The sequence below is a fragment of the Bacteroidales bacterium genome (genome assembly GCA_017521245.1).
Taxonomy (GTDB): Bacteria; Bacteroidota; Bacteroidia; order Bacteroidales; family G3-4614; genus Caccoplasma_A.
In genome coordinates this window covers 1-26,344 of record JAFXDI010000012.1, presented here as the reverse complement: position 1 = coordinate 26,344, position 26,344 = coordinate 1, and the positions used below count along the sequence as shown (strand labels likewise).

The 26,344-nt window shown below is 36.8% G+C and carries 19 protein-coding genes; 6 read left to right on the top strand and 13 right to left on the bottom strand.

Going from position 1 to position 26,344, the window contains the following annotated elements; translation table 11 throughout:
* From IKK64_03065 to IKK64_03045, 5 genes are all read left to right on the top strand, one after another.
* Positions 1-873 (top strand): leucine-rich repeat domain-containing protein (locus IKK64_03065; protein ID MBR4119042.1); only part of this gene is annotated, 873 nt, incomplete at its 5' end.
* Positions 874-1,256: 383 nt separating this feature from the next.
* Positions 1,257-2,660 (top strand): leucine-rich repeat domain-containing protein, encoded by a 1,404-nt coding sequence (locus IKK64_03060; GenBank protein ID MBR4119041.1) that lies wholly within the window; start codon positions 1,257-1,259, stop codon positions 2,658-2,660.
* Between the two features lie 519 nt (positions 2,661-3,179).
* Positions 3,180-4,688, top strand: a complete 1,509-nt coding sequence (locus tag IKK64_03055) for a HAMP domain-containing histidine kinase (protein ID MBR4119040.1) — start codon at positions 3,180-3,182, stop codon at positions 4,686-4,688.
* A 2-nt stretch (positions 4,689-4,690) separates the two neighbouring features.
* On the top strand, positions 4,691-5,392 hold the full coding sequence (locus IKK64_03050) for a response regulator transcription factor (GenBank protein MBR4119039.1): 702 nt from the start codon (positions 4,691-4,693) through the stop codon (positions 5,390-5,392).
* A 301-nt stretch (positions 5,393-5,693) separates the two neighbouring features.
* Entirely contained in the window at positions 5,694-5,834 is a 141-nt protein-coding gene (locus IKK64_03045; GenBank protein ID MBR4119038.1) for a hypothetical protein, read from the top strand.
* 377 nt (positions 5,835-6,211) lie between these two features.
* Here IKK64_03045 and IKK64_03040 read toward each other — a convergent pair whose 3' ends face one another.
* The 10 genes from IKK64_03040 to tig all read right to left on the bottom strand — a co-directional run bounded on the left by IKK64_03040 (position 6,212) and on the right by tig (position 21,774).
* Positions 6,212-7,351 carry a TIR domain-containing protein gene (locus IKK64_03040; GenBank protein ID MBR4119037.1) on the bottom strand — a complete coding sequence of 380 codons (1,140 nt, stop codon included), beginning with the start codon at positions 7,349-7,351 and terminating at the stop codon, positions 6,212-6,214.
* Positions 7,352-7,379: 28 nt separating this feature from the next.
* Positions 7,380-9,209 carry a DNA mismatch repair endonuclease MutL gene (gene mutL, locus IKK64_03035; protein MBR4119036.1) on the bottom strand — a complete coding sequence of 610 codons (1,830 nt, stop codon included), beginning with the start codon at positions 9,207-9,209 and terminating at the stop codon, positions 7,380-7,382.
* A 12-nt stretch (positions 9,210-9,221) separates the two neighbouring features.
* Positions 9,222-10,838 (bottom strand): hypothetical protein, encoded by a 1,617-nt coding sequence (locus IKK64_03030; GenBank protein MBR4119035.1) that lies wholly within the window; start codon positions 10,836-10,838, stop codon positions 9,222-9,224.
* Positions 10,839-10,915: 77 nt separating this feature from the next.
* Positions 10,916-12,271, bottom strand: a complete 1,356-nt coding sequence (locus IKK64_03025; protein ID MBR4119034.1) for a peptidylprolyl isomerase — start codon at positions 12,269-12,271, stop codon at positions 10,916-10,918.
* Between the two features lies 1 nt (position 12,272).
* Positions 12,273-14,132 (bottom strand): peptidylprolyl isomerase, encoded by a 1,860-nt coding sequence (locus tag IKK64_03020; GenBank protein ID MBR4119033.1) that lies wholly within the window; start codon positions 14,130-14,132, stop codon positions 12,273-12,275.
* A 259-nt stretch (positions 14,133-14,391) separates the two neighbouring features.
* Positions 14,392-15,870, bottom strand: coding sequence for an IMP dehydrogenase (guaB, locus tag IKK64_03015; protein ID MBR4119032.1), 1,479 nt, complete (start codon positions 15,868-15,870; stop codon positions 14,392-14,394).
* 176 nt (positions 15,871-16,046) lie between these two features.
* Entirely contained in the window at positions 16,047-18,227 is a 2,181-nt protein-coding gene (recQ, locus tag IKK64_03010) for a DNA helicase RecQ (GenBank protein ID MBR4119031.1), read from the bottom strand.
* A gap of 110 nt (positions 18,228-18,337) precedes the next feature.
* Complete coding sequence (gene clpX / locus IKK64_03005; protein MBR4119030.1) at positions 18,338-19,585, bottom strand: ATP-dependent Clp protease ATP-binding subunit ClpX; 1,248 nt, start codon at positions 19,583-19,585, stop codon at positions 18,338-18,340.
* Between the two features lie 16 nt (positions 19,586-19,601).
* Positions 19,602-20,267 (bottom strand): ATP-dependent Clp endopeptidase proteolytic subunit ClpP, encoded by a 666-nt coding sequence (gene clpP, locus IKK64_03000; protein MBR4119029.1) that lies wholly within the window; start codon positions 20,265-20,267, stop codon positions 19,602-19,604.
* A 148-nt stretch (positions 20,268-20,415) separates the two neighbouring features.
* Positions 20,416-21,774: a trigger factor gene (tig, locus tag IKK64_02995; GenBank protein MBR4119028.1), complete on the bottom strand. Its 1,359-nt coding sequence runs from the start codon at positions 21,772-21,774 to the stop codon at positions 20,416-20,418.
* Positions 21,775-22,029: 255 nt separating this feature from the next.
* Here tig and IKK64_02990 point away from each other — a divergent pair, with 255 nt between their 5' ends.
* Complete coding sequence (locus IKK64_02990) at positions 22,030-22,281, top strand: RNA-binding protein (protein ID MBR4119027.1); 252 nt, start codon at positions 22,030-22,032, stop codon at positions 22,279-22,281.
* A 441-nt stretch (positions 22,282-22,722) separates the two neighbouring features.
* Here the strand turns inward: IKK64_02990 and IKK64_02985 are convergent, their stop codons facing one another.
* The 3 genes from IKK64_02985 to IKK64_02975 all read right to left on the bottom strand — a co-directional run bounded on the left by IKK64_02985 (position 22,723) and on the right by IKK64_02975 (position 25,813).
* A complete protein-coding gene (locus IKK64_02985; protein ID MBR4119026.1) occupies positions 22,723-23,712 on the bottom strand; it encodes a hypothetical protein in 990 nt (329 codons plus the stop codon).
* Positions 23,713-23,772: 60 nt separating this feature from the next.
* Entirely contained in the window at positions 23,773-24,078 is a 306-nt protein-coding gene (locus tag IKK64_02980) for a hypothetical protein (protein ID MBR4119025.1), read from the bottom strand.
* Positions 24,079-24,151: 73 nt separating this feature from the next.
* The gene (locus tag IKK64_02975; GenBank protein MBR4119024.1) at positions 24,152-25,813 is read right to left on the bottom strand and encodes a hypothetical protein; all 1,662 of its coding nucleotides are present in this window, start codon (positions 25,811-25,813) and stop codon (positions 24,152-24,154) included.
* Between the last annotated feature and the right edge of the window lie 531 nt (positions 25,814-26,344).

Here is a 26,344-nt window from a genome sequence, read left to right as displayed (position 1 = left end):
GGTAGTTGTTTAAAGTTAACTTCGGTTACTATACCTAATAGTGTTACCTCTATTGGAAATTCGGCTTTCGATGGTTGTTCAGGGTTAACTTCGGTTACTATTGGTAGCGGAGTTAGTGAAATTGGAGATTATGCTTTCTCAGGTTGTTCCGGGTTAACTTCGGTTACTATACCTAACAGTGTTACCTCTATTGGAGATTATGCTTTCTATGTTTGTTCAGGGTTAACTTCAGTTACTATTGGTAGCGGAGTTAGTGAAATTGGAGAATCGGCTTTCGGTAGTTGTTTAAAGTTAACTTCGGTTACTATACCTAATAGTGTTACCTCTATTGGAAAATGGGCTTTCAATGATTGTTCAAAGTTAACTTCGGTTACTATACCTAATAGTGTTACCTCTATTGGAGAATCGGCTTTCGATGGTTGTTCAGGGTTAACTTCGGTTACTATTGGTAGCGGAGTTAGTGAAATTGGAAATGATGCTTTTAGATATTGTAGTAAATTAAATTCTATCTATTCTTTAGCAGAATATCCTCCTCTTATCTACTCTAACACATTTAACAATGTAGATAAAACAATTCCTGTTTATATTCCAAAAGGGACAAAAGAGGATTATGAGTTTGAGTGGAGTGATTTTACCAATTTTATAGAGAGTGATTTTACAGGTATAGAGGATAGTAATATTTCTACAACAGAGATAAAGGTTATTGCAGGTAATGGTATTGATATCTGTAATTATTATGGCAAGTTGCAAGTTATCAACCTTGCAGGACAAGTTCTTAAAGATACCTATGTTAACGGCTCTGCTCAAATTACATTACCTAATGGAGTGTATATTGTTGTTATCGAAAACTATTCTCAAAAGATTGGAGTGTAGTTGTTAACTATTAATTATAAATAGCCACGTACATTAAAGTATGTGGCTATTACTATATATAATAGTTTTTTTTAAATCAACAATGATTTTGAATATCCCAAAAATATTAATAATTTTGCATTAATGAAATAGAACATCAAGACATTGATATATTTATAGCGTTTTTGCTATTGTACTTAGTTCAGAAAACTGCCAATTTTCATAACACTACAAGAACAATAAGCACAAGAACGCCTACGTGTATGCGTGGGTTGTATTGTATTGTAGTGTGGGTATGGCAGTACCTCTGAATAGTACAGATAACCCACGCTTTCTTTATTTAGTTATGCGTGAGGTTAAAAACGAGTTAAATTAACTTTATGTATAACTAAATTTTTATTTTTATGAAACTAAATTACTTTAAAACACTATTTGTAGCAACGCTGGTAATATTTGCTACAACAGCGTATGGCGAAACTTACAGTGGCGCATGCGGAACAAACGTTAATTGGAGCCTTGATACAGAAACAGGGCTTTTGAAAATTACAGGTACGGGAAAGATGAAAAGTAGGCCATGGAGTAGTTACAAAAGTTCAATTAAATCAGTTGAAATTGCAGAAGGTGTTACTTCTATTGGAAATTATGCTTTCGATAGGTGTAGCGTATTAACCTCAGTAACAATCCCAAATAGCGTTACTTCTATTGGGATTACTGCTTTCGAGAATTGTACAAACTTAACCTCAGTTACTATAAGCAACGGTTCTATTGGAAATTGCGCTTTCAATGAATGTTATGGGTTAACCTCGCTTACTATTAAAGAGGGTGTTACTTCTATTGGAAATTATGCTTTCAATGTATGTACAAACTTAACTTCAGTAACTATTCCAAATAGCGTTACTTCTATTGGAGATGCTGCTTTCAATGCATGTACAAACTTAACTTCAGTAACTATTAAAGAAGGTGTTACGTCTATTGGAGGATCTGCTTTCAGAGGGTGTAAGGGGTTAACCTCTGTTACTATTCCAAATAGCGTTACTTCTATTGGAGGTCAAGCTTTCTCTGGTTGTTCTGAGTTAACTTCGGTAACTATACCAAATAGTGTTACCTCTATTGAAGTTTATACTTTCAATGGATGTAAAAACTTAACTTCAGTAACTATTAAAGAAGGTGTTACTTCTATTGGAAATTATGCTTTCAAGGAGTGTAAGGGGTTAACCTCTGTTACTATTCCAAATAGCGTTACTTCTATTGGAGATTATGCTTTCGAAGGGTGTTCAGGGCTAACTTCAACAACCATCCCTAATAGCGTTACTTCTATTGGTGATTATGCTTTCTATAAATGTTATGGGTTAACCTCGCTTACTATTAAAGAAGGTGTTACGTCTATTGGAGGATCTGCTTTCAGCGGGTGTAAGGGGTTAACAAGTGTAATATCGTTAATACCTGCAGAAGACCTATTTACAATAAATACGAATGTATTTTATAATGTAGATAAAACAAAATGCACACTATATGTACCTGTAGGAGCAAAATCAACATACGAGACAACTTCAGGGTGGAATCAATTTACCAATATCATAGAGTCAGACTTCTCAAGCATTGAGGATAACAATATCTCAACTTCTGAGATAAAAGTTATTGCAGGTAATGGTATTGATATTTGCAATTACTATGGCAAGTTGCAGGTTATTAACCTTGCAGGGCAAGTTCTTAAAGATACTTATGTTAATGGTTCTGCTCAAATTACATTACCTAAAGGTGCTTATATTATTGTTACCGAGAATAAATCTCAAAAGGTAGTTTTATAGTTATTAGCTTTTAGTTTTTAGTTGTTGGCTAACGCCACCCTACGGGTTGTTATTAGTTGTACGGTGCTCCGCACCTTAGCCGTTAGAAACTAATATTAATATATAGCAGGTTGTCCGTTTGAACAACCTGCTGTTGTTTTATTCTGATTTTGGGTGATTTTTTCAGGAAAAGAGACACAGAGTTTATAAGCTTACAGATAGGAACAGTACATCAAAAGTTATTAGCTGCAAGTTTTAATTTCTAATTAACAAGCCCTCGCTCACTTGCATATTTCTTAATTACTGCCACGTACATAAAGTATGTGGCTATTATTTTTTTAGTTAATATTAGTTAATATATTAGATTTTTTATGTTAAATGGTTGCGTATTTAAGATTTGAATGTTAAATTTGCACCAAGATGTTAAAATATTTGGTTGGGTTTTTAAACAATATTCTTTAATTTTTGTTTAGTATTTATAGATTTAATCAAATAAATTGAAAACATAGTAAAGAGAAATTATAAACAATATATTATAATATGAGAAAATCTACTATATGGGTTTTAGTTACCATAATGGCTCTCACATTTGTATGTTTGCTTTTCATACAAATTACCTATTTGAATAATGTTATTCAAATGAGGAAGGAGCAGTTTTCTCTTGCTGTTAAACGTAGTTTATATGATGTTTCGGAGGCTTTAGAGAGGGATGAATCTATCAGGTATCTTCAAGAGGGTGTTAACGAAAGCCAAAAGAGATTGATTTCATACGAGTTTAATTCAAAAGAGGCTAATAAATATATTAAGAGCGATAGTTCTAAAATTACGCTTTTACCGTCACACGATATATTTAATAGCTATAAGGGCAAAGATAATTATCAAAACAATGTTACCAAAACATATATTGGTATTCAAGAGATGCTAAAAAAACAGTATCTATACCAAAAGGGATTGCTTAATGATGTTGTTTTGAAAATTTTAAATACTGCAAGTTTTCAACCTATCTTAGAGAGGGTGGATACACGACAACTTGAAAGTTATCTGAGAGCAGAACTTTTAAATAATGATATTAATATTGTTTTCAAGTTTGCCATCTCTGATGGTCATGGAAAGTTATTATACAAGAGTCAGGGTTACGCTCCAACAAGTAAAAATGTTGTTTACAGTCAGATAATTTTCCCTAACGATGCTCCTGACAGAACTCACTATATAAAGATATACTTCCCTACTCAAACAAAGTATATTATGCAATCGGTTGAGTTTATGATAACATCGTTCATATTTACTTTGGTAATGCTACTCACATTCATTTTTACTATTGTGATTGCTTTACGCCAAAAGAAATTGAGTGATATGAAAACCGACTTCATTAACAATATGACGCACGAGTTTAAAACTCCTATATCTACAATATCTCTTGCAGCACAAATGTTAAACGACCAGTCAGTTGGAAAAAATCCTAAAATGATTGAACATGTTGCAAAGGTGATTATAGATGAATCGAGCAGACTTAGATTCCAAGTTGACAAGGTGTTGCAAATGTCTTTATTGGAGAAACACAAGGTTATGATGCGATTGACTATGTTAGACGCCAACACAGTTATTGACAAAGCAATTAGTACCTTTAGGCTTAAAATTGAGAAATTGGGTGGAGAGATTAATGCTCACCTATGTGATGAGGTGACTTTGGTTGAGGTTGATGAGATGCACTTCACAAATGTTATCTTTAACCTGTTTGACAATGCTCTAAAATATGCTTATGAGGGAAGACCATTGAAACTTCACATTGAAACTCGTACAAGAAATGGCAAACTGGAGATTGAGATTGAGGATAACGGAATTGGCATTAAAAAAGAGGATTTAAAAAAGATATTTGAAAAATTTTATAGAGTTTCCACCGGAAACATTCACAACGTGAAAGGTTTTGGTTTAGGTCTTGCATACGTTCAAAAGATTATTGAAGATCTTAAAGGAACTATTCACGCAGAGAGCGAAGTTAATATTGGAACTAAATTTATAATTGTTTTACCTTTAATAAAAACAGATTAACTATGGATGAAAAAATGAAAATCTTACTATGCGAAGATGATGAGAATCTTGGTATGTTGTTAAGAGAGTATTTACAAGCAAAGGGTTATTCAGCTGATTTATGCCCCGATGGCGAGTGCGGATACAAGGCTTTTATTAAAGATAGTTACGACCTATGTATTTTAGACGTTATGATGCCTAAAAAAGATGGTTTTACTCTTGCACAAGAAATTAGAGTTGCTAACAGCGAAATACCTATTATATTCTTAACAGCAAAGGCTCTTAAAGAGGATATTCTTGAAGGCTTTAAGATTGGTGCTGACGACTACATTACCAAACCTTTCAGCATGGAAGAGCTGGTATTGAGAATTGAGGCTATTTTACGCCGCGTAAAAGGAAAGAAACTTAAAGAGGCTACAAGTTACAAATTGGGTAACTTTACATTTGATACCCAAAAACAGACTCTTACTATTGGTGAGAATGTTACTAAACTTACAACTAAAGAGTCGGAATTGCTATCTCTATTGTGTACTCACATTAACGATATTTTGGAGCGTAACTTTGCTTTGAAAACTATCTGGATTGATGATAACTACTTTAACGCTCGCAGTATGGATGTTTATATCACCAAACTTCGTAAGTTATTGAAAGAGGATCCTCAAATTGAGATTATCAATATTCACGGTAAGGGTTACAAACTTATTGTTCCTGAGGCTGAGAAATAGAAATAATTTACACATATCAATTACCTCCCTACCCTCAAAGAGTAGGGAGGTTTTGTTTTGTAGAAATACGTTTTATGCCTTTTTTTTTCGGACGTGGCAGGCCACGTCCCTACTATCTCTGATGCTCGTTTCTGCGGACGTGACAGGCATTTTAAGGTAATTACTTTGTAATTAGAATTGACTGAATGTCAATTTGTGCCTTAAAATGGGAAGCACAGTGCCCTGTGCGACGGAGGTCACGTCCCTACTATCTTGATGCTTGTTTCTGCGGACGTGACAGGTCACGTCCCTACTATCTTTGATGCTCGTTTCTGCGGACGTGACAGGTCACGTCCCTACTATCTCTGATGCTCGCGTCTCTTCGGACGTGGCAGGCCACGTCCCTACTTTCTTTGATGCTTGTTTCTGCGGACGTGGCAAGCCACGTCCCTACTTTCTTTGATGCTCGTTTCCCGTCTTTCAGACTTGGTTAGACTAATTAGGTTTGGAATGATTTCAACAAATAAGGGGCGTAGCACCGTACATATAACAACGAACATTCTTTGGCGGACGTGGCATGCCACGTCCCTACTCCTTTAGTTTCATTTTATAAACAACTAACATATCAACTACCTCCCCACCCTCAAAGAGTAGGGTGGTTTTGTTTTGTACAAAAACTTTTGATACCCTTTTCTTCGGACGTGGCAGGCCACGTCCCTACTTGTAAATTAATAAATTTAATTGATAATTAAAGCATAACTCCGCTATTACGAGCCTTACGCTCGCGGGGGCTGAGTTATGCTTTATTATTTGCATGTGTTGGGTGGTAAATTCCGCACACTACTCGCAAACCGCACGGACAGGCCGCCCGTAGGAACGGCCGGCGTAGTAGTCCCAGAGCACATCACTCGAATCGAAGTACAAGCCGTAAGCGTAGCCGCTGAGGAACCAATCAAGCGAACTCAACCAGTAGTAGCCGTCACTGCCCGCATCCTTGAGATCGCTATCGCTACGAGAGCCTGCCGCAGGGAGAAAAATAGAGTTACCGTTCTTCTTACTTATTACTTTATATCCTTCTATTCCATTTAGGGTAGTCCACTCCCAAGTGCAATAGTATCTTAATTCATCTTTCTCCTTCCTTGTTGGCATACGCCATTTACCTCCCCAATTTACATTTGCTGCATCGTCTGATAATTCAAGCACAGTTTTATTATCTTCTATGCCAAGACCTGAAATTGTACAGTATTTCGTCATTGAGAGAGATGTGCCATTACAATATTTATAGGTATCCCAATCGTAAGTTGTTTTTGGTTTTATCTCACCCCAAGCAAAGTAATCGCCATATTCTTCGGGCTTTGTTGCTCCTACGTTACATGTTGCCCACTTTAAGCCTGAAGGTAAGCCAAGATCAACATATTCGTGGCCATTGTGATTATTAAGTTTACGTGCTTCTTCTTTTTTGCGTTCTTCCTCAATACGAATACGTTCTGCCTCTTTACGTTTTTGCTCCTCTGCCTTATGTTTACGCTCTAATTCTTCATCCTTGACGATATTTTGGAGTAGAGTTTTTATTTCGGCTTCACTCTTCCCTAATAACAAAAGTATATCTTTTAAAAGAACAGTCTCTATTGGATGAGTCTCTTTTGTTCTCCAATTTATACTACTAAATACAAATCTTAATACGGGTGGCATATTACTTCCGTCTATTATATATGGAAGAATACTATTTTTAGGCTTTTCATTAAATGCAAATGTTAACACTGAATTGGTAAATTTTGATTTATATGAGTTCTCACTTGCCAAGTACAATACTATTTTACTATCTAATATTGCATTTGCTAACACCTCTAAATCAAAACCTCCTCCTATTCCTTGTCTATTGATAAAATATGTTATTCCTACACTATCAAATGTTTTACATATTTTATCTGCTATTGCTGTATCTTTTCGAGAATAACTTATAAAAACATCGTATGCCATATCTCTTTATCTTTTGTCCAAAGTTAGTTTATTTAAATCTCTTCTCCAACTCTTCGTTTGTCAGGCACGAGAGGGTTGGTTTGCCATCGGGTGTGTAGTTTGCTTCGGATAATTTAAATAGTTCTTGTGTGAGATACTCCATCTCCTCTGCGGTTAGTGCCTGCCCATAGGGTATTGCTGCACTTGAAGCGAGTGTTTGCACCATCTTCTTTTTAAAGAGGGTGGTATCTGTTGTTCCTGTTTCGGTTGCTATATCTATGAATTTAAGCAATAAATCTTGATAGTTTAAGCCTTCACTTCCTTCGGGTACTCCTGTTATTGAGAATGAGCCTGAACCAAGATTTGATATTTCAAATCCTACTGATAAGAGTTCGCTCTCTATTGCCAACATTATCTCGGTTTGTGTTGGTGTTAGTTGTATTATCTCAGGAAAGAGTATTTTTTGTACCGGTTGTGTATTTAAGTCTATATTGTTGATATATTTCTCATACAATATACGTGTATGTGCTCTATGCTGATCAACCAATACCAAACCCGATTTTATTGTGGTTGCTATATAACGCCCCTTTATTTGCATATAGTTACCTACCGATGCTGGGATTGTTTCTGTGGGTATTAGTTCTTGCTCCACCCCTACTCTTTGTTGGGTTGTGGGTTGAGGGTGCATTGTAATCTCCTCTTCTACGGAAGAGGGCGTCTCAAAATTGTCATATAATTTTTGCCAATCATTTGAGACCTTATTTACTCCACTATATTTAAATGGGTTGTATCCCGGAGTATAACTTACCTGCGGTTGACGCACTGGTGCATTGGAGTTAAATATCGGTATTTCGGGTGCATCTTCTGTATCGAAATCGATTGAGGGTACTGCGCTGAATTTTCCTAATGCCTCTTTTACCGCTGAAGATAACATTGGCCATATATGTTGCTCATTCTCAAATTTTATCTCGGTCTTGGTTGGATGTATGTTTACATCTATTGTTGCTGGATCAACTTCAAATTTTATTACATAGTTTGGCATCTCTCCCGATGGTATTAATCCGTCATAGGCATTCATCACCGCTTTGTGAAAATATGGGTGTCGCATATAACGACCATTCACATAGAAGAGTTGTTGTGCTCCTCGTTTACGTGCATTCTCGGGTTTACCTACAAATCCTGTTATTGTTGCCAATGTTGTTGTTAAGTTGATTGGCAACATTTGTGTATTCATTGTTTTACCAAACAATGATATTATGCGTTGCAACAGTGTTGATGAATGTAACTTATAGACCTCTACCCCATTATTGTTTAATGTAAATGATATTTGAGGGTTTGCTATTGCTATACGTTCTAACTCAGTTGATATATTGCTATTTTCAACCTGATTTGATTTTAAAAACTTACGTCGGGCAGGTACATTATAGAATATATCTTTTACGCTTATATTTGTTCCTACCGGGGTTGATATTGGCTCTTGCCCCTCTACTTTTGATGCGGCTATTGTTAGTTTTGTTCCTACTTCGTCTTCGGCTCTTCGGGTACGCAACTCTACGTGTGCTATGGCGGCTATTGAGGCTAATGCCTCGCCTCTAAATCCCATTGTATTTAGGGTAAAGAGATCGGATGAAGATTTTATTTTTGATGTGGCATGTCGCTCAAACGATAATCGTGCATCGGTACATGACATTCCCTTTCCGTTATCTATTACTTGTATCAGGGTGCGTCCTGCATCTTTTATTATTATGGTTATTTCGGTTGCTCCTGCATCGATTGAGTTTTCGACCAACTCTTTTACCACTGACGAGGGGCGTTGTATTACCTCTCCTGCGGCTATTTGGTTGGCTACTGAATCAGGGAGTAGTTGTATTATATCCATCTCTATTTTCGGTTATCGCGGTTGTGTTTCTACTTGTGTTGAGAATTTTCGCCGTTTTTTGGGTTCTTCAACACTCTTCTTCTCCTCTATTTTACGGAAAATGTCGTGCTTGTCGGTTGGACGTATCGCCTCATACCATCTAAATGAGGGTAGATACAGATCCTTTGGTTTTATCTTTGATATGGGTGTCATAATGCCCTCAACCTGTGGCCACATTATTAGTTTCTCCATTTCGCTTGAGAGGGTATCCATATACATTTTTAAGAATCCACTTGTTGCATTGTTCAGTCCTGTAAAGGTTGAATCTTCTTCTTGTGGATAGAATATTGTTTGTACATTGCCAGATACATCAACCTGACGCAGTTTGCCATCCTTGAAATGGTTTAGCATATCTTTTCCTGTTATCTGATTAAAGAATGCTGTATCTTTTTGCTGTGCGGCAAATGCAAATGAGGGTATATGTACTCTGTCTATTGTTGAATCGTTCAGATATATTTTTATTGTATCTCCAAATATCTGATAACTGGTGTTCCATATTACCGGATTGCGATACATATTTATTGCCGAATCTGCCGAAGTGAAGACCATTGAATCGCATACTCCTTGTATATCTTCTCTGTAAAATCGGGTATTGAAATATGCCTTCATTAATCGGCTTGAATCGGGTAGCATTATTGTTCGGAGTGTATCAGCATGCAAAAAGAGTGTATCTTTTTGTGAACAATCCATCATCAATGCAGAATCGGTTACCATTGCACTATCGTTCTTCTCGTAATAGTATGCGTAGTTACCCTTCAATATTACATTATGCAAAGTGTCTTGCATATATACCGAGCCATATACGTTTCCAAAGCCATTATCTCTGTCATAGAATATTGTATCGCCTGTCAGATTATATGAGTTATGTTGAACTAATGAACGTTCGTATAGTGCTGTGCGATTGTTATTTGTATTGTACCAACCTTTTCGTGATACTATTTTGCCTGAATCTGAGAATATCTCTGTTGGGCTCTCAATTTGTGCTATATGTGTTGAGGTGTTATATATTAACGTATCAGTATATAGTTTTGCCTTTTCGTTTGTGAGTGTTACCTCGTAATAGAATATTGCCTCTTTGGTATCGGGACAATACTCGCCATAAACCGACTCAAGTTCGTTTTGTGAATCTACTATTCTTCCTCCTGTAAAATAGTATCCTACGTTGGGCTCTAACTCATAGTTAAGGCTATCGGTTATTAGGGTTACATCTCTATTTTGCAATATTACATTGTTTCGCAATCGAGCCTCTTCCTCTATTCCATCGTAATACATCAGGTCGCTAAATACAAATAGCGTATCGCCTTGCTCCATTCTTACATTACCAAAGGCATCCATTGAGTTTGTTTTGTCGTAGAAATATGCACTGTCACAAAACATCAACATCCCTCCTCTATGAAATCTTACATTTCCTTTAAGGATTTGATAATCGGGATTTATGCGTTGGTCAAACATTAGCGAATCGGCATAATCCAATACCACCTTTTTGGAGTCTTCTGCCGCCACCTCTATCTCTGTTTTATTTATTGGTATGGGTGGCTGAACGGGTATAGGTGTCTGCTTTGCTCTTCCCCATATTGATACCAACATCATTACAGTGAGCAAAGTTATTATCTTTATTCTTCCTATCTTATCTCTATTCTTAGTCTCTTTATTCTGCATATTGCTCTTTACTCAGCAATTACCCAACCATCGTATTTAAAGTCGCAATTTTGCCAACCTTCCTTAATTTTTACGTAAGTGGTTTTCTGCTTCTCTTTTATCCACTCCTCAATAAATTCGGCTTTCTTTTGGTTTTCTACTATCGCTTTTATCTGTTGATAGTCATCTGATATGTTTGCTTTATGACCGTCTATTCGGTTTTTTAGTTGAACTATTACTGCAACCTCACGCCCCATTTTTGGGTCCATCATTATAAAGGGTGTGGACATCTCTCCTACCTTCATCTTTGAGACTGCTCTTGCTATCTCTTGTGGCAACTCCGACATCTCAAAGCGTGAATTTCCTGTGGCTGGATTTACCATAAGTCCTTTACTATTGCGTGTGTCTTTGTCTTGAGAGAGTGCTAAGACTGCTTGTTCAAATGTAAACTCTCCGCTATTGATGTCGGCTCTAATAGAGTCTAACTTTGCCAAAGATTTGTTCTTTTCGGTTACTGATAGTTTCGGTTTTAACAAGATATGGCGAACATTTACCATATCTCCCTTCTTCTCAATCAATTGCAAGATATGATAACCAAACTCTGTTTCTACTATCTTTGATACCTTTTTAGGATCATTTAAAGAGAAGGCTGCATTGGCAAATGGTTCTACCCATTGTGCTTTTCCTGCAAATCCTGTCTCTCCTCCTTGTCGGGCAGAACCCGGATCTTCGGAATAAAGGATTGCTAATGTTGAAAACTCGGTCTCTCCGTTTAGAACTCTCTCTGTATAGTTTCTTAATCGTGCCTTAATGTTATCTATCTCCTCTTGTGGAATAAAGGGGTGCAATTTTAAGATTTGCACTTCGACTTTCATTGGAATAAAAGGTATGCTATCCTTTGGCATTGCATCGTAATAACGACGTACTTCTGATGGTGTTACCTTTATACCTCCTACAAGCGAACGTTGCATCTCTTGTACTACGTTTTGATCACGTACCATTTCGGTTAGTAACTCCTTTAACTCAGGCATTGGTTTGTTGAAATACTCTTCAACTTTTTCTTTTGAACCTATATTTGCTATAAAATAGTTTACTCTTTGCTCTACCTCTTGTGCCACTTGCGACTCATCGGCATAGATACTATCAATATTTGCCTGATGAAGAAATAGTTTTTGTACTGCCATCTGCTCCGGGATAAAACAATAGGGATCTCCCTCTATTTTTTGTCGTTCATATTGCATATTGCGGTACTGTTCTTCAACTTGCGATTTAAGTATTACCTCATCTCCTACAACCCATACAACTTCATCTATTACATTATCTTGGGCTTGTAGTGTAATAGCAAATAGTGAAAAAGCAAATATTAGATTAATTATTTTTTTCATTTTATTTTCTCTCTTCTATTGTTGATACAACATTGTAGTTTATTTCTACTTTGTATTTTTTATTTAGATATTTTATCCAATCTTTCTCTAATTGTTGTTGATAGTCTGAGGTTACTTGTCCTTTTACATCGGTGTAGTTTTCAGGTCCTTTCTTTAGTAATCTTCCCTTTGCAAATGAAACGGGGAATGTTTCATCGATATATGGTTTTGCTCCAAAGAAGTAACTATCTACTACTGCATTATCGCCAAATGAGAATAGTCCTCGTTTTACTTTTATTACTCTTTCGCTACCTCTGTTTAACTCTTTGTTTAGAGTTGTTGCCGACTCTTCATATTTCAAATTTTTTAGCATTGCTTTTGCCTCTGAGGCAACACTATCGTTTTTACATTGTACAACAATTCCTTTAAAGTGAGGTTCATTCCATGAGTATTTACGGCGATTTTTCTTAAAATATTTCTTTAATCCTTTTTCATCTTTTGCTGCTTTATCCCATACCTCGCGATTGCTTATTTCAAACAATAACATTCCGTCACGATACTCATTGTATAGATTACGGAAATCGGGGTACTTATCCTCTAATATACTATTTTCGTATGCTATAATTGCATAGTTTATATAATCATTAACGCTCTCTGTTATAGATTTTTCAACGTCTGTCTCTTTTGGCTTTTTGCTGTTTGTATAATATTCTGCAAAGTTTGATACTGTATATTTTATTCCGTTGAGAGAGAATAGTGCTTCATTATCTTGTGATATGGCTGATTGGAAATTTTCATTTAGTTGTGTGCTTTTTGCCAACTCTTTTAATTGAGCCATTTTATCGCCATAGAATTTATAGTTATAATCTATCTTCAATTTTGCTATCAATGACTCTTTTCCATTTCCTGCTCTATCTTCTCGTGCTATTCTACGCATTATATCTTTTTGCATCTCAGCATATGGTTTTAATCCTCGTTTCTCAAGAACTTTTACTATATGCCATCCGAATGGTGTTTTAAATGGTGCTGATATCTCGCCCTCGTTTAACGAGAAGGCTACATCTTCATACTCTTTTACTATTCTTCCTGTTGAAATCCAACGCATTTTTCCGTCTGTATCGCGAGTTCCGGGATCTTCGGTGTACTCTTGAACAACCTCTTCAAAAGGTGTTCCATTTAATAATTTTTGGTATGCCTCTTGTATCTTTGCCTCTTTTGCTTTTGCTTCGTCGGGAGTGATTGATGTAGGCAACATTACCATTATGTGTGCTGTTAATACTTCGCCCGGATCGGTACGGCGTGACATTACTTTTATTAAGTGATAACCAAAACGTGATAATACCGGTTCTGATACCTCTCCTACAGGTGTAGTATATGCAACTTGTTCAAAAGGATATACTGTCATAAAGCCTTTTATATATCCTAAATAGCCATTATTTCGGGCTACTGATGGATCTTCAGAATATTTTTTTGCCATATCTGTAAAGTCTGCTCCTGCATCAATGCGTTTTTTTACTGCCATTGCTTTTTCGTATGCTTTTGCCTGTGTCTTATTTGGATTACCCTCCTCTACTGAAAATAAGATATGAGCAACTTCAACATTCTCTTGCAATCGTTGATACGCCTCTTGTGCCAATTTTTCATCAGCAGCTTGATCGACTAAATATGGTTGGGCTAATTGGTTGCGATAACCTTGTAACTCTGAAATAAACGCCTGTGTTGTATCTATTCCGTTTGCCTCAGCCTCCATTACTTTTAATTTATAGTCTTTAAACATCTCAATGTACTCATCAAGTGTTTTTTGTTCGAGTTGCTGTTGCTTGTTTTTATTATAGATATACTCAAATTCCGACTTCTTAATCTCTTTTCCGTTTATGGTCATAATGGTTAGATCACTCTCTTGTGATACAGCCAAGGCGGGAACTAATAGCGAAATTGCCAATATTAATGCACTCTTTCTCATTGTTATTTTATATTTCAAGTTTTTACTTATTTATTTATACATAGAAGTTTCAAAGTTATAAAATTTGTTGTATATACACGAAGAATATCTTTTAAATTTATTGAAAAATAGTATCTTAAATACAAAAAAAAGAGAGGAAACTATAAAATTTCCTCTCTTACTGATATATTAAGTTATTTTATTGATTTCCTCTACTATAGTTTGGAGATTCACTTGTAATAGTTACATCGTGTGGGTGACTCTCTGCAACTCCTGCATTTGTTATGCGAGTGAATTTTGCTTGGTGTAGTTTATCAATGTTCTCTGCTCCACAATATCCCATTCCTGAGCGAAGGCCTCCAATCATTTGATATACCACTTCATATAGAGAGCCTTTGTATGGTACACGTGCAGCAATACCCTCTGGCACCAATTTCTTAGTATCTATCTCTCCTGCTTGGAAATAACGGTCTTTTGAACCTTTTTCCATAGCCTCTAATGAACCCATTCCGCGATATGCTTTGAACTTACGTCCATTATAGATAATTGTTTCTCCCGGAGACTCTTCTACTCCTGCTAACAATCCTCCTAGCATTACTGAGTATGCTCCTGCTGCAAGAGCTTTTACAATATCTCCTGAATAACGTATTCCTCCATCTGCAATTAGGGGAACACCTGTTCCTTCAAGTGCTTTTGCTACATCATATACCGCCGATAGTTGTGGTACTCCAATTCCTGCAATTACGCGAGTTGTACATATTGAACCCGGTCCAATTCCAACTTTTACGCAGTCAGCTCCTGCATCAACCAAGTATCTTGCTGCGTCGCCTGTTGCAATATTTCCTACGGTTACGTCAATTCCTGAGAAACTGTTTTTTACTTTCTTTAGTAGATCTACCACTCCTTTTGTGTGTCCGTGAGCTGTGTCAATTACCAACGCATCAACTCCTGCATTTACCAACTCGGCTGCACGTTCCATTGCATCGCCTGTTACTCCTATTCCTGCAGCAACACGCAAACGACCTAATTTGTCTTTACATGCAAATGGTTTGTCTTTTGCTTTTGTTATATCTTTATAGGTTACTAATCCTACTAATTTTCCGCTTTTATCTACTACTGGTAATTTCTCAATCTTGTGTAATTGTAATATATCTGCTGCCTCATGCAAGTCTGTTGATTGCGATGTTGTTACTAAATTTTCAGAGGTCATAACCTCATCAATCAGTCTTGCACTATTACGCTCAAAACGTAAGTCACGATTTGTAACAATTCCTACTAAATTACGTTCGTCATCTACTACGGGTATTCCACCGATATGATACTCTGCCATTAAAGCCAAAGCATCTGCTACTGTTGAACCTCGTTTTATGGTAACAGGATCATATATCATTCCGTTTTCGGCACGTTTTACCGCATGCACTTGTTTTGCTTGTGCCTCAATTGACATATTTTTATGGATTACTCCTATTCCTCCTTCTCGAGCTATTGCTATTGCTAAGCTCGCCTCTGTTACAGTATCCATAGCTGCTGAGACTATGGGAATGTTCAAATCGATGTTGCGTGAAAATTTTGTCTTAAGACTTACATCCCTTGGTAATACTTCTGAATAAGCCGGGATTAAAAGGACATCGTCAAAGGTTAGACCGTCCATTACTACTTTTTCTGCAATAAATGACATAATGAGTATGCTTTAATTTATATTGCACGCAAAGTTAAGAATAATGCAGTAGTTGAGAAAATTTTTTACCGTTTTTTTTCAAAAAAAATTGAGCAGATACTCATATCTACTCAATTTTAACCTAAGATTTGTTATTCTTATTTCTATTGTACAAATATTTTTATACAATTTGACTATTAGTTACCCATCTCTGACAAGAATTTTATACGCACCAATCGTATATCATCCTCATTGTAATCATCTCCTAACTCTTTTAGCGCTTCATCAAGATCATCATGTTCTGTTTCTCTAAAGTATGAGAATATATCTTCAATCTCTTCTTCATCCAATATCTCCCTAATGAAGTAATCAAGATTAATTTTTGTTCCTGACATTACTATTGCCTCTAATTCCGACAAGAGTTCCGAGTAGTCGAGATTCTTTTCTGACGCTATATCGTCTAATCTTATTTTTCTGTCAACTGCCTGAATTATAGAGATTTTAAATTTAGATTTATTGGGAACTGTGCGTACTCGCATATCTTCGGGGCGTTCAATCTCCTCCTCCTCGCAATATCGTTTTATAATATCAATAAACTCTTGGCCATAACGTTGGGCTTTTCCCGCTCCTACTCTTGGAATATTCTTTAACTCTTCCATTGTTATTGGATAGGTTGTTGCCATTGATTCTATTGACACATCTTGAAAAATTACGTATGGTGGCAGTTTTAACTCTTTTGCTTTTTTCTTTCTTAAGTCTTTAAGTATTGAATATAGGGTTGGATCTACCGCACACGCTCCTCCTCCTTTTATTTGTACCTCATCATCACTCTCCTCAAAATCGTTATCTTGAACTATTTTAAACGATACCGGTTTCTTAAGGAATTTATGCCCCTCTTCTGTAACCTTCAACAAGCCATACGACTCTATATTTTTTGCTATATATCCAGCAATCAATGCTTGACGGATTACTGCATTGAGAGTCTTCTCTTCTTCATCTTCGGCTGAACCAAATACCTCTAACTCGTTATGTTTATATGATAGAATCTCGTTACTCTCTTTTCCTTTTAGAACATCTATCACATAATCTGATTTAAACTTCTCTTTTAGTGCAATTATGGTCTCAATTGCCAATACCAACAACTCTTTTGCTTCTATTTGTTTTTTTGGATGAAGGCAATTGTCACAATTAGCACAATTCTCTTGTGTATATTCTTCGCCAAAATAGTGTAAGAGTAGTTTTCTGCGACATACCGATGACTCGGCGTATGCTGCTGTCTCTAATAGAAGCTGTTTGCTTATCTCTTGCTCTGAGATTAATTTACCTTGTGTAAATTTCTCAAGTTTTTGTAAATCTTTTTGGGTATAGAAAGTTATACACTCTCCTTCCCCTCCGTCACGTCCTGCTCGTCCTGTCTCTTGATAATAACCTTCGAGACTCTTTGGAATATCGTAATGTATTACATACCTTACATCGGGTTTGTCTATTCCCATTCCAAAGGCTATTGTCGCTACTATTACCTCTATATCTTCGAGCAAAAAGGCATCTTGTGTTTGGGTTCGGGTTGCCGAATCCATTCCTGCATGGTATGGCAATGCTCTTATATCATTTGCTTGTAAATGTGCCGCCAACTCCTCTACCTTTTTACGGCTTAAGCAATATATTATACCCGATTTGCCGGGTTGGGATTTTATATATTTAATAATATCTTTATCAACATCTTTGTTTTTCTGCCTTACCTCGTAATAGAGATTTGGTCTGTTAAATGAAGACTTGAATTGAGTGGCATTCAATATCTCAAGATTCTTTTGAATGTCGTGTTGTACTTTTGGGGTTGCAGTTGCTGTGAGTGCAATAATGGGTGCTACTCCTATTTCGTTTATTATAGGTCGTATTCGGCGATATTCTGGTCTGAAATCATGGCCCCACTCTGAGATACAGTGTGCCTCATCAATGGCATAAAACGATATGTTTACATTCTTCAGGAACTCTACATTCTCCTCTTTTGTTAATGACTCAGGTGCAACATACAGAAGTTTTGTTTTTCCGCTTAATATATCACTCTTTACCTGATCAATAGCCACCTTTGTAAGCGAAGAGTTTATAAAGTGAGCAACACCATCCTCCTCACTAAAATTTCGCATTGCATCTACCTGATTCTTCATTAATGCTATTAATGGAGATATTACAATTGCTGTTCCATCAAGCAATAATGACGGCAGTTGGTAACATAACGACTTTCCTCCTCCTGTTGGCATCAACACAAATGAGTCTTTCCCTTCGAGAAGATTCATTATTATCTCTTCTTGATTTCCCTTAAAGGTATCGAAACCAAAATTCTCTTTTAATGCCTCCGCTACTTGTGTTTTTGTAAACATAAAGCAATGCTTTTTAGGTAAAAAAACTTTGTTTAGCGAGTACAAATATCAACTCGCTAAACAAAGTTATAATTTACTTTTAAAAAAAAACAATTTTTTTGGAAAAAAATTTACCCCATTGTGTGCATATTTGCATCCATTAATCTGTTTTTAGCATAATTTAATGTTATTGTAAGTGATTTCCTTTCGGTTGAAGGCATCTCATACATTGCATCAATCATTATATGCTCTACTATTGAACGTAAACCTCTTGCCCCTAACTTAAACTCTATTGCTTTATCTACTATAAAATCTAAAACCTCCTCTTCGAACTTTAATTTTATGCCATCTAACTTAAACATATATATATATTGTTTAATTATAGCATTCTCCGGCTCGGTTAGGATATTGCGAAGTACTGTTCTATCTAAAGGATTGAGATAGGTTAATATTGGTAAACGACCTATTATTTCTGGTATCAATCCAAATGATTTTAAATCTTGTGGCGATATGTATTGCAAAAAGTTGCTACGATCAATCTGTTTTTGTGTCTCATCTGTACTAAATCCTACTACCTGTGTATTTAATCGTGCAGCAATTTTACGCTCAATTCCGTCAAAGGCTCCTCCACATATATATAATATGTTTTGGGTATTTACCTGTATCATCTTTTGATCAGGGTGCTTACGTCCTCCTTGTGGTGGCACGTTTACAACTGAACCCTCTAAGAGTTTCAATAATCCTTGTTGTACGCCCTCTCCACTTACATCGCGGGTTATTGATGGGTTATCGCCTTTTCGTGCAATTTTATCTATCTCATCAATAAATACTATTCCTCGCTCGGCTGCTGCCACATCGTAATCGGCAACTTGTAAAAGGCGAGTTAATATACTCTCAATATCTTCGCCTACATATCCTGCCTCAGTCAAGACTGTTGCATCAACAATTGTAAAGGGTACGTTTAGTAGTCGGGCAATGGTTTTTGCCAACAGGGTTTTTCCTGTTCCTGTTGAACCTACCATTATTATATTTGACTTCTCTATCTCTACGCTATCGGCAAGATTTTTGTCTTGTGTCACTCGTTTGTAGTGGTTATAAACGGCTACCGACAAGTATCGTTTTGCAGAGTCTTGCCCAATTACATATTTATCGAGAAACGCCTTTATCTCCTTTGGTTTGGGGATATTGGTTATCTGGAATTTATTTTCTGTTTTCTGAGGTTTTTTTGTTATATTCAAATAGTTCTCAGCCATGTAGTATAGACAATCGCCACACAAGAAACCTTTTGTTCCTTGAATAAGATATTGTGGCGACATCTCTCTACCACACATAAAACAGGTCTCTTTTCCCTCAGAGGTGTTATTTCGTTTTTTAGACATAGTTTTAATCTAATACTTATCGTTTCTCAAGAACTTTGTCTATCATTCCGTAATTTTTAGCCTCTTCGGCAGTCATCCAATAATCACGATCTGAGTCAAGTTCTATTTTTGCATAGTCGTTTCCTGAGTGGTCGGCAATTATTGTATATAACTCTTTACGCAATTTTAGGATTTCACGTGCTGTTATCTCAATATCTGATGCTTGTCCCTGCGCGCCTCCCATTGGTTGGTGAATCATAATACGAGAGTGCTTCAACGCAAAGCGTTTTCCTTTTGCTCCTGCTACCAGCAATACTGCTGCCATTGATGCTGCCATTCCTGTACATATTGTTGATACATCGCTTGAAATATATTGCATTGTGTCATATATTCCTAATCCGGCATATACGCTTCCACCGGGGCTGTTTAAATAGATTGAGATATCTTTTCCGGGCTCTACTGAATCTAAATATAGTAGTTGTGCTTGGATTACGTTTGCAGCATAATCATCTACTTGTGTTCCCAAGAAGATAATTCTGTCCATCATTAAACGTGAGAATACATCCATTTGTGCTACGTTTAATTGACGCTCCTCAATAATTGTTGGAGATATATAACTGCTTGTTACATCAATATATTTATCAAGTGCATTACCATTCATATTCAAATGGCGAGTGGCGTATTTTCTAAATTCATCGTTCATAATTATACCTATTTTTGTTGTTAAACTTAATACTTGCGAAGTTATATATTTTATCGTAATAAAAAAAGTTACTACGATATTTATTTGAGAAAAAAGAGACTGCATCCACGTGATACAGTCTCTTTTCCTATTGTTTATTAATAGAGATTTATTTTGTCTCTAATGATTTGTAGAAATCTTCAAGTTTTACCTCTTTAACATCTAATGTTACTTTTGATTTGATTACTTCGATAATCTTCTCCTCCATAACTCTGTCGAGCATGTTGTTTACGATTTTTTGATCTTTCATCATATCATCAGCATATTTTTGAAGTAAATCTTCGGGAACGTTAGCCATTCCGTATTGAGCAAATTGCATTTTTGTTGCTTTCTTAGCCATCTCCTCAACATCAGCACGCTCAACCTTAACCTCTGCATCTTTTACAAGTTTCTCTTTGATTAATTGCCATTTAAGGTCAGGTAACATTTTTGCATACTCCTCATCAACGTTCTCAATTTTGTTCTCTTTGTCGCTGAATTTCAACCAACGTTTTAGCATTGCATCAGCAAACTCTAACTCTCCTACTTTGTTTTCGATGTAAGTGCGGGCATCCATTGCAAATTTGTAATCAGACTCAGGTGCAATTTGCTCTTTTAACATATCAGCGATTTTTGCACGGAACTCTGTTTCATCTTTTACAGTATCTTTACCAAATGCTGCATCGAATAGTTCTTGTCCCATCTCTGCCGGTTTGAATGCCAAGATTGAAGTAATCTCCATCTCAAAGTTTGATTTAACCTCTGCTGCCTCCTCTTTTTTGATGTGAAGCATTGAAGCAACCTCAGTGTCGTTTCCGTCACTTGCTACTGAAGGATTAAATACAACTTTCTCGCCTTTTTTAACTCCGATGAATTTTGCTTTCTCACCTTCGTTTTTAGTATAACGTGGAGATATCATTCCTGACTCAACTACGATACCACCCTCTTTAACTGTGCCATCTTCGTTAAGTTCAACCATTTTACCTTTTGCGATATCGTTTTCTGCAATTACATCTCCCTCCTCTTGTTTTCCGAAACGATTTTTGTAAGCCTCAACTTGTTTCTCAATCATTTCGTCATCAATGATGATTTGGTTGTATTCTATTTTGTCATCTTTGCCCAACTCCAATTTTATTTCAGGAGCAAGAGCAACATCAAATGTAAACTCAAAATCCTCTTGAGTATCAAAATCAACCTCGGGTTGTCCCTCTTTTGGAAGAGGCTCTCCAAGTACAGCAAGTTTTTTATCTGTTATATAGTTGTATAATTGCTCTGATATAAGAGTATTAATCTCTTCAATCAAAACAGATTTTCCTACCATTTTTTGAATCATTGATTTTGGAGCCATACCTTTTCTAAATCCGGGTACAACTGCTTTTTGACGGTAAGAACGCAATGCTTTCTCAACTTTCTCTTGATAATCGGCTTTCTCAATTTTCACGGTAATCTCTGCCGAAACATTACCTGTGCTTTTTTCTGTTACGTTCATTTATATATATTTTTAGTTATAAAATTCTTTCGGGTTGCAAAATTACTCTTAATATTTCAATCTATCAAACAGTTGAGGCGAAATTAATCTCTTTTTTTATTCAAAATATCATTTTTTTGTCTTAAAAGAGATTTTTTTAAAAAATATTTTATCGAAATATTGTTTTTATATTTTTTTTCTTATAAGTTTGTAGAGTTAGTTTTAAACGGAGAGTTTTCTCCTATTTAGACTATAAACTTTATTTTTCTCTTGGTTATGAATATATACGTTGGAAATCTTAATTTCAGGGTTAAGGAGCCTCAACTACAAGAAGCATTTGAGGCATTTGGTGAAGTTACTTTAGTGAAAATTGTCAGAAATAAAGAGACTGGTCGCTCAAAAGGATTCGGTTTTGTTGAGATGAGTGATGATGATAAGGCTCGTACTGCTATTGAGTCTCTTAACAATAGCGAGTTTGAGGGAAGACGTATGATTGTTTCTCAGGCAAGACCTAAACCAGAGAAATAGATTTTTTAAAATATTTTTTACTAACATATTGATATAAGGTGTGTAAAGAGTTGTGCTTTTTACACACCTTTTTATTACAATAATTATTAGCCCTATTAGGCTAATTGGTCAAATTAGGCTAATAAGAGAAACGGAGTTGCTCTTTTGAGACTCTTTTGCAGATATTATAGATATGGGTATTCCCGTCTTTCAGACGGAAGGGTTGGAGATAACTCTTTCCCGTAGGTTTGAAAACCTACGGCTATTAAGTAGTTTCGCTTCGCTCAACCATGTCTTTCAGACAAAGTCTGTTGTCAGTTGTTTGCATTGTTAGCCCAATTAGGTTAATTAGTCCAATTATACTAATAACAAATAGTAAAAAGGTTGTAGCGCGTATTATTACGTTACAACCTTTTGTTTATTTTTTTATTTGCGTATTAGGGCAGGTAAATTCTTCGCACACTACTCGCAAACCGCGCGGACAGATAGCCCGGCGTAACGGTCGTTGTTGAGCCAACGTACGCGGTCCGAATCGAAGTTCACGCTGTAAGCTTGGTCGCTGCGGCCCGTGACGAGCGAACTCGACCAGTAGCCGCCGATACTATTCCCAATGCCGAGATTGCCGAGGTCGCGATAGCCCGCAGCAGGAAGAAATATGGAGTTACCGTTCTTTTTACTTGTTACTTTATACCCTTTTACTCCGTTTTGAGTAGTCCATTCCCAGATACAGTTATTGGTATTTCTTAATTCACTTAACTCATCGTATGTTGGCATTCGCCAATTGCCACCCCAATTTACTCGCGCTGCATCATCTTCTAACTCAAGCACGGTTTTATTATCTACTGTGCCATAGGATGAGACTCTACAATATTTGTTCATTGTAGTAGATGAACCATAACAATATTTGTAAGTTTTCCAAGTATATGTTGCTTTTCGCGTGGTTTCGCCCCAAGCAATGTAATCGCCAACCCCTTCAGGAGTAGTGGCTCCCACATTGCAAGTTGCCCATTTTAGGCCACTGGGCAAGCCGAGGTCAACGTATTCGTGACCGTTTTCTACTCCTTTTGTTACTTTAAAGTTTGCGACATATTCTGTATTTTCTGTAATGGTTGCTGTATATGGGTTCTCTGTTGATACTATCTCTCCGTTTACTGTCCAATTTAAAAAGCAGTATCCATCGTTGGGGGTGGCAGTGAGTGTTACTGAATTTCCTTCTTCCACTTCAGTTGCTGAAACCTCTGCTGTTCCTGCGTTTTCATCGGAGGGTGTTGCTGTTACTGTGTATATGTTATATGTCTCAAAGGTTAGGCTATCTATGTTTTGGGGTAGGTTATAAGTGGCTATTACTTCTCCTCCATAGTTTACTTTCATTCTTCTGCCTATTTTTTGGGCGGTGCTACCCATTACTATTGTTACCAATAGTGTTAATAGTATTAATGCTCTCTTTTTCATATTGTTTTCTCCTTTCTTCCTATTTATCTCTTTTCTGAGGTTGAATAAAAGTTAATAATTTTACTTCTCTTTTTTTCTTTTAATCAAACGCCAGGCATATACTCCGCCAAGTCCAAGAAGTCCTATAATGCTCTCTACTATGGGTACTGCTTCCCCTGATGTTTCTCCTGTTCCGTCAGGGTTTACCGGCTCATATCCCGGAAATCCTTTGGTTAGTTTTGTTGGCGCCGGCTCTGCCGGGGTGAATACGCCTACTACATCTTTGGCGGCATCAATACTCCTTCTTATGCTTCGCTCTATTATATTTTGCGAACTTACGCTTGTGGCTGATATTAGCAATATTAATATTATTACTTGCTTTTTCATCGTTTATTTTGTTTTTATTTTTTGTCTATTTCTTGCTCCCTCTTTATGTATCGAGAGGGAGCGGGGTGAGGTTCTATTTAACTGTTTTTATGGTTTCTTCTCCTACTTTGATAATGATCACTCCTGTTGCTGTAGTTGGTATGGTTGTTACGCCTTCTTCTGCCACGGCTTTGGTTATTATCATTCCGTTTGTTGTGTATAGGGTTATTTCTGTTCCTGCTTCTGTGCCGTATATCTTGATTTCATTGTTTGTTACCACAACTTTTAATGTTGTTGTGTTGGCTTGGTCTATGCCTGTCAAGTCTGTCAGACGTAGGTTGAAGCGGTTGTTGTTTGTTCCTGCGGCTGTTGTGAAGCTATAGCTGTCTCCTACGCTCATCAGGGTTTGCTCGCCTGTTTGGTTATCTTCCAACGCTGCCATTGTGTTGTCGGGCAGGTTGGTTAGGGTGATGGTTTGTTCGCCTGCTTGTGCGGCTTTGTAGCCTATCTTTATGGCTCCGTCTACTGTGGGTTGTTCGCTTACTGCCATTTGGGTGTTGCCTTCTACTATATATAGTTGTGATAGGCTTGTGTTGGGAGACTCCATATAGAGGGCATCTTCGTTGCGTTGGTACGCTCTGCTTGCTTCGCTGTTGAGGATGATACTTGCTTCATCGTCTCCGTCGTTGATGGCAAGGGTTATTGTGCCTTCTATGTTTTCTTCTGTGCTCTTTATGACTTTGCTTGTGGTTGAGAATACCATGTTTATGAAGTCGTTGGCACTTTGTACAAACCAGGCACTGAATGGCAGATATGTTGCTGATTGGCTTGAACTATACTCATCGTATGTGTTGTTCTCTGAGTTATAGACATAGAGTGAGTGTCCGCTCTCTTTTTCTTGATTGCTTAATGTGGGGTTTCCGCAGAAGTTCCAGTCGGCATCTTTTCCTCCGTTGGCTGTGCTGTGGTGACGATTGAGTGTTAGCTCTTTGTCGGTGCCGTCCATTGCAAAGTCGCGTCCGAGGAATGTTACTTCTTGTACATCGCCCTCATAGCGTGAGTTGATGGCTACGGCAAAGCCTTGGTTGGCAGGGATTGTGCCGCTTGTTTTTTCTTTCCAACCATTGGCGGTTTTGCCGTCTACACTATTGGCTGCTCGGTATGCTGCATCGTATACGCGGATTAACAGGTTGCTGCCTATTTCTACTTCGGCATTTTCTACCAATATGTCGCTTATCTCTATGTCAAAGGGTAGTGATAGCATTGTCCAAATTCCTCCTTTGATATTGCGAATTACTTTGATGTTTTTAGTAATTACCTGACCTCCTACGCTGATGCTGATTTGAGGTGTTTTACCATCTTTATCGATGTTGATGGTGATGCTCTCTGCCTGGAAGATATGTGTATTGACATCCAAGATTACATCCTTATTCTCCTCTGGTGCAATATTTACGTCACCCCATGTTTCGTCTTTATCTAATACTTCGTCTTCTACCACCTCTTTGTATTGTGAATCGCCAAAGGTGATTTTGCGTACATCGGCAAGGGCTTGGGTTTCTGTGCCGTCTTTTAGTACGATGTTCATCTCTTTGATACTCGGAAATACTACTTTGCGAATATCGTCTATCTTGTAGCTTACGCATTTGCCTACGGTGTTATAGACATTCATATAGTCGGCTGTTTGGGCTTGCATTCCTGAGACAGGAAGGAGTAGTGCCACTATATACAGTAATTGTTTGATTTGTTTGGTATTCATTTTTATTTTTTTGTTTGTTTTTTCTTATATATATGTGTGTTGTGGGATTATTTTTATGTTTTAAAATAATCTCACATACTTAAATTACTTCATTTATGTTGTTAATTATATATAATTAACCTCTGCTTAAAAAGCAATATTTTTATTGTATTCTCTTTTGTTTTTCGGTTACAAATTTAAACATAAATTCACATTTTACCCCCCCCAATTGTTAATTATTGTTAATTATTGCATATTGCAATAATTTTTAGGTCTTTAGGATCGTTAAAGCCATTAGGTTTATGCATTAATGGAGTTAGTAAATTTTTACAACTTTTAGGTAGACCTCGAAGATACTCCCGCTCGCTGAGAAATATTCAAGCAAGCTTGATATTATTTCGCTCGCTTATTCGTATATTTGATGTAGTTTGATTAAGATTCTTTGAGTATCAAACCATTAAGAAGAACTTGCATGAGAATGGGCAATGGATAAGAAATTGCTAACTTGTTTTATTACACTATATTCCTCATGCTTTTCAAATAACTCTTTTC

Bases quoted from the DNA above. Each gene is read 5' to 3' on its own strand.
- IKK64_03060 (MBR4119041.1), top strand. From the start codon at position 1,257: ATGAAACTAAATTACTTTAAAACACTATTTGTAGCAACGCTGGTAATA.
- IKK64_03055 (MBR4119040.1), top strand. From the start codon at position 3,180: ATGAGAAAATCTACTATATGGGTTTTAGTTACCATAATGGCTCTCACA.
- IKK64_03050 (MBR4119039.1), top strand. From the start codon at position 4,691: ATGGATGAAAAAATGAAAATCTTACTATGCGAAGATGATGAGAATCTT.
- IKK64_03045 (MBR4119038.1), top strand. From the start codon at position 5,694: ATGCTCGTTTCTGCGGACGTGACAGGTCACGTCCCTACTATCTCTGAT.
- IKK64_03040 (MBR4119037.1), bottom strand. From the start codon at position 7,351: ATGGCATACGATGTTTTTATAAGTTATTCTCGAAAAGATACAGCAATA.
- mutL (MBR4119036.1), bottom strand. From the start codon at position 9,209: ATGGATATAATACAACTACTCCCTGATTCAGTAGCCAACCAAATAGCC.
- IKK64_03030 (MBR4119035.1), bottom strand. From the start codon at position 10,838: ATGATGTTGGTATCAATATGGGGAAGAGCAAAGCAGACACCTATACCC.
- IKK64_03025 (MBR4119034.1), bottom strand. From the start codon at position 12,271: ATGAAAAAAATAATTAATCTAATATTTGCTTTTTCACTATTTGCTATT.
- IKK64_03020 (MBR4119033.1), bottom strand. From the start codon at position 14,132: ATGACCATAAACGGAAAAGAGATTAAGAAGTCGGAATTTGAGTATATC.
- guaB (MBR4119032.1), bottom strand. From the start codon at position 15,870: ATGTCATTTATTGCAGAAAAAGTAGTAATGGACGGTCTAACCTTTGAC.
- recQ (MBR4119031.1), bottom strand. From the start codon at position 18,227: ATGTTTACAAAAACACAAGTAGCGGAGGCATTAAAAGAGAATTTTGGT.
- clpX (MBR4119030.1), bottom strand. From the start codon at position 19,585: ATGTCTAAAAAACGAAATAACACCTCTGAGGGAAAAGAGACCTGTTTT.
- clpP (MBR4119029.1), bottom strand. From the start codon at position 20,267: ATGAACGATGAATTTAGAAAATACGCCACTCGCCATTTGAATATGAAT.
- tig (MBR4119028.1), bottom strand. From the start codon at position 21,774: ATGAACGTAACAGAAAAAAGCACAGGTAATGTTTCGGCAGAGATTACC.
- IKK64_02990 (MBR4119027.1), top strand. From the start codon at position 22,030: ATGAATATATACGTTGGAAATCTTAATTTCAGGGTTAAGGAGCCTCAA.
- IKK64_02985 (MBR4119026.1), bottom strand. From the start codon at position 23,712: ATGAAAAAGAGAGCATTAATACTATTAACACTATTGGTAACAATAGTA.
- IKK64_02980 (MBR4119025.1), bottom strand. From the start codon at position 24,078: ATGAAAAAGCAAGTAATAATATTAATATTGCTAATATCAGCCACAAGC.
- IKK64_02975 (MBR4119024.1), bottom strand. From the start codon at position 25,813: ATGAATACCAAACAAATCAAACAATTACTGTATATAGTGGCACTACTC.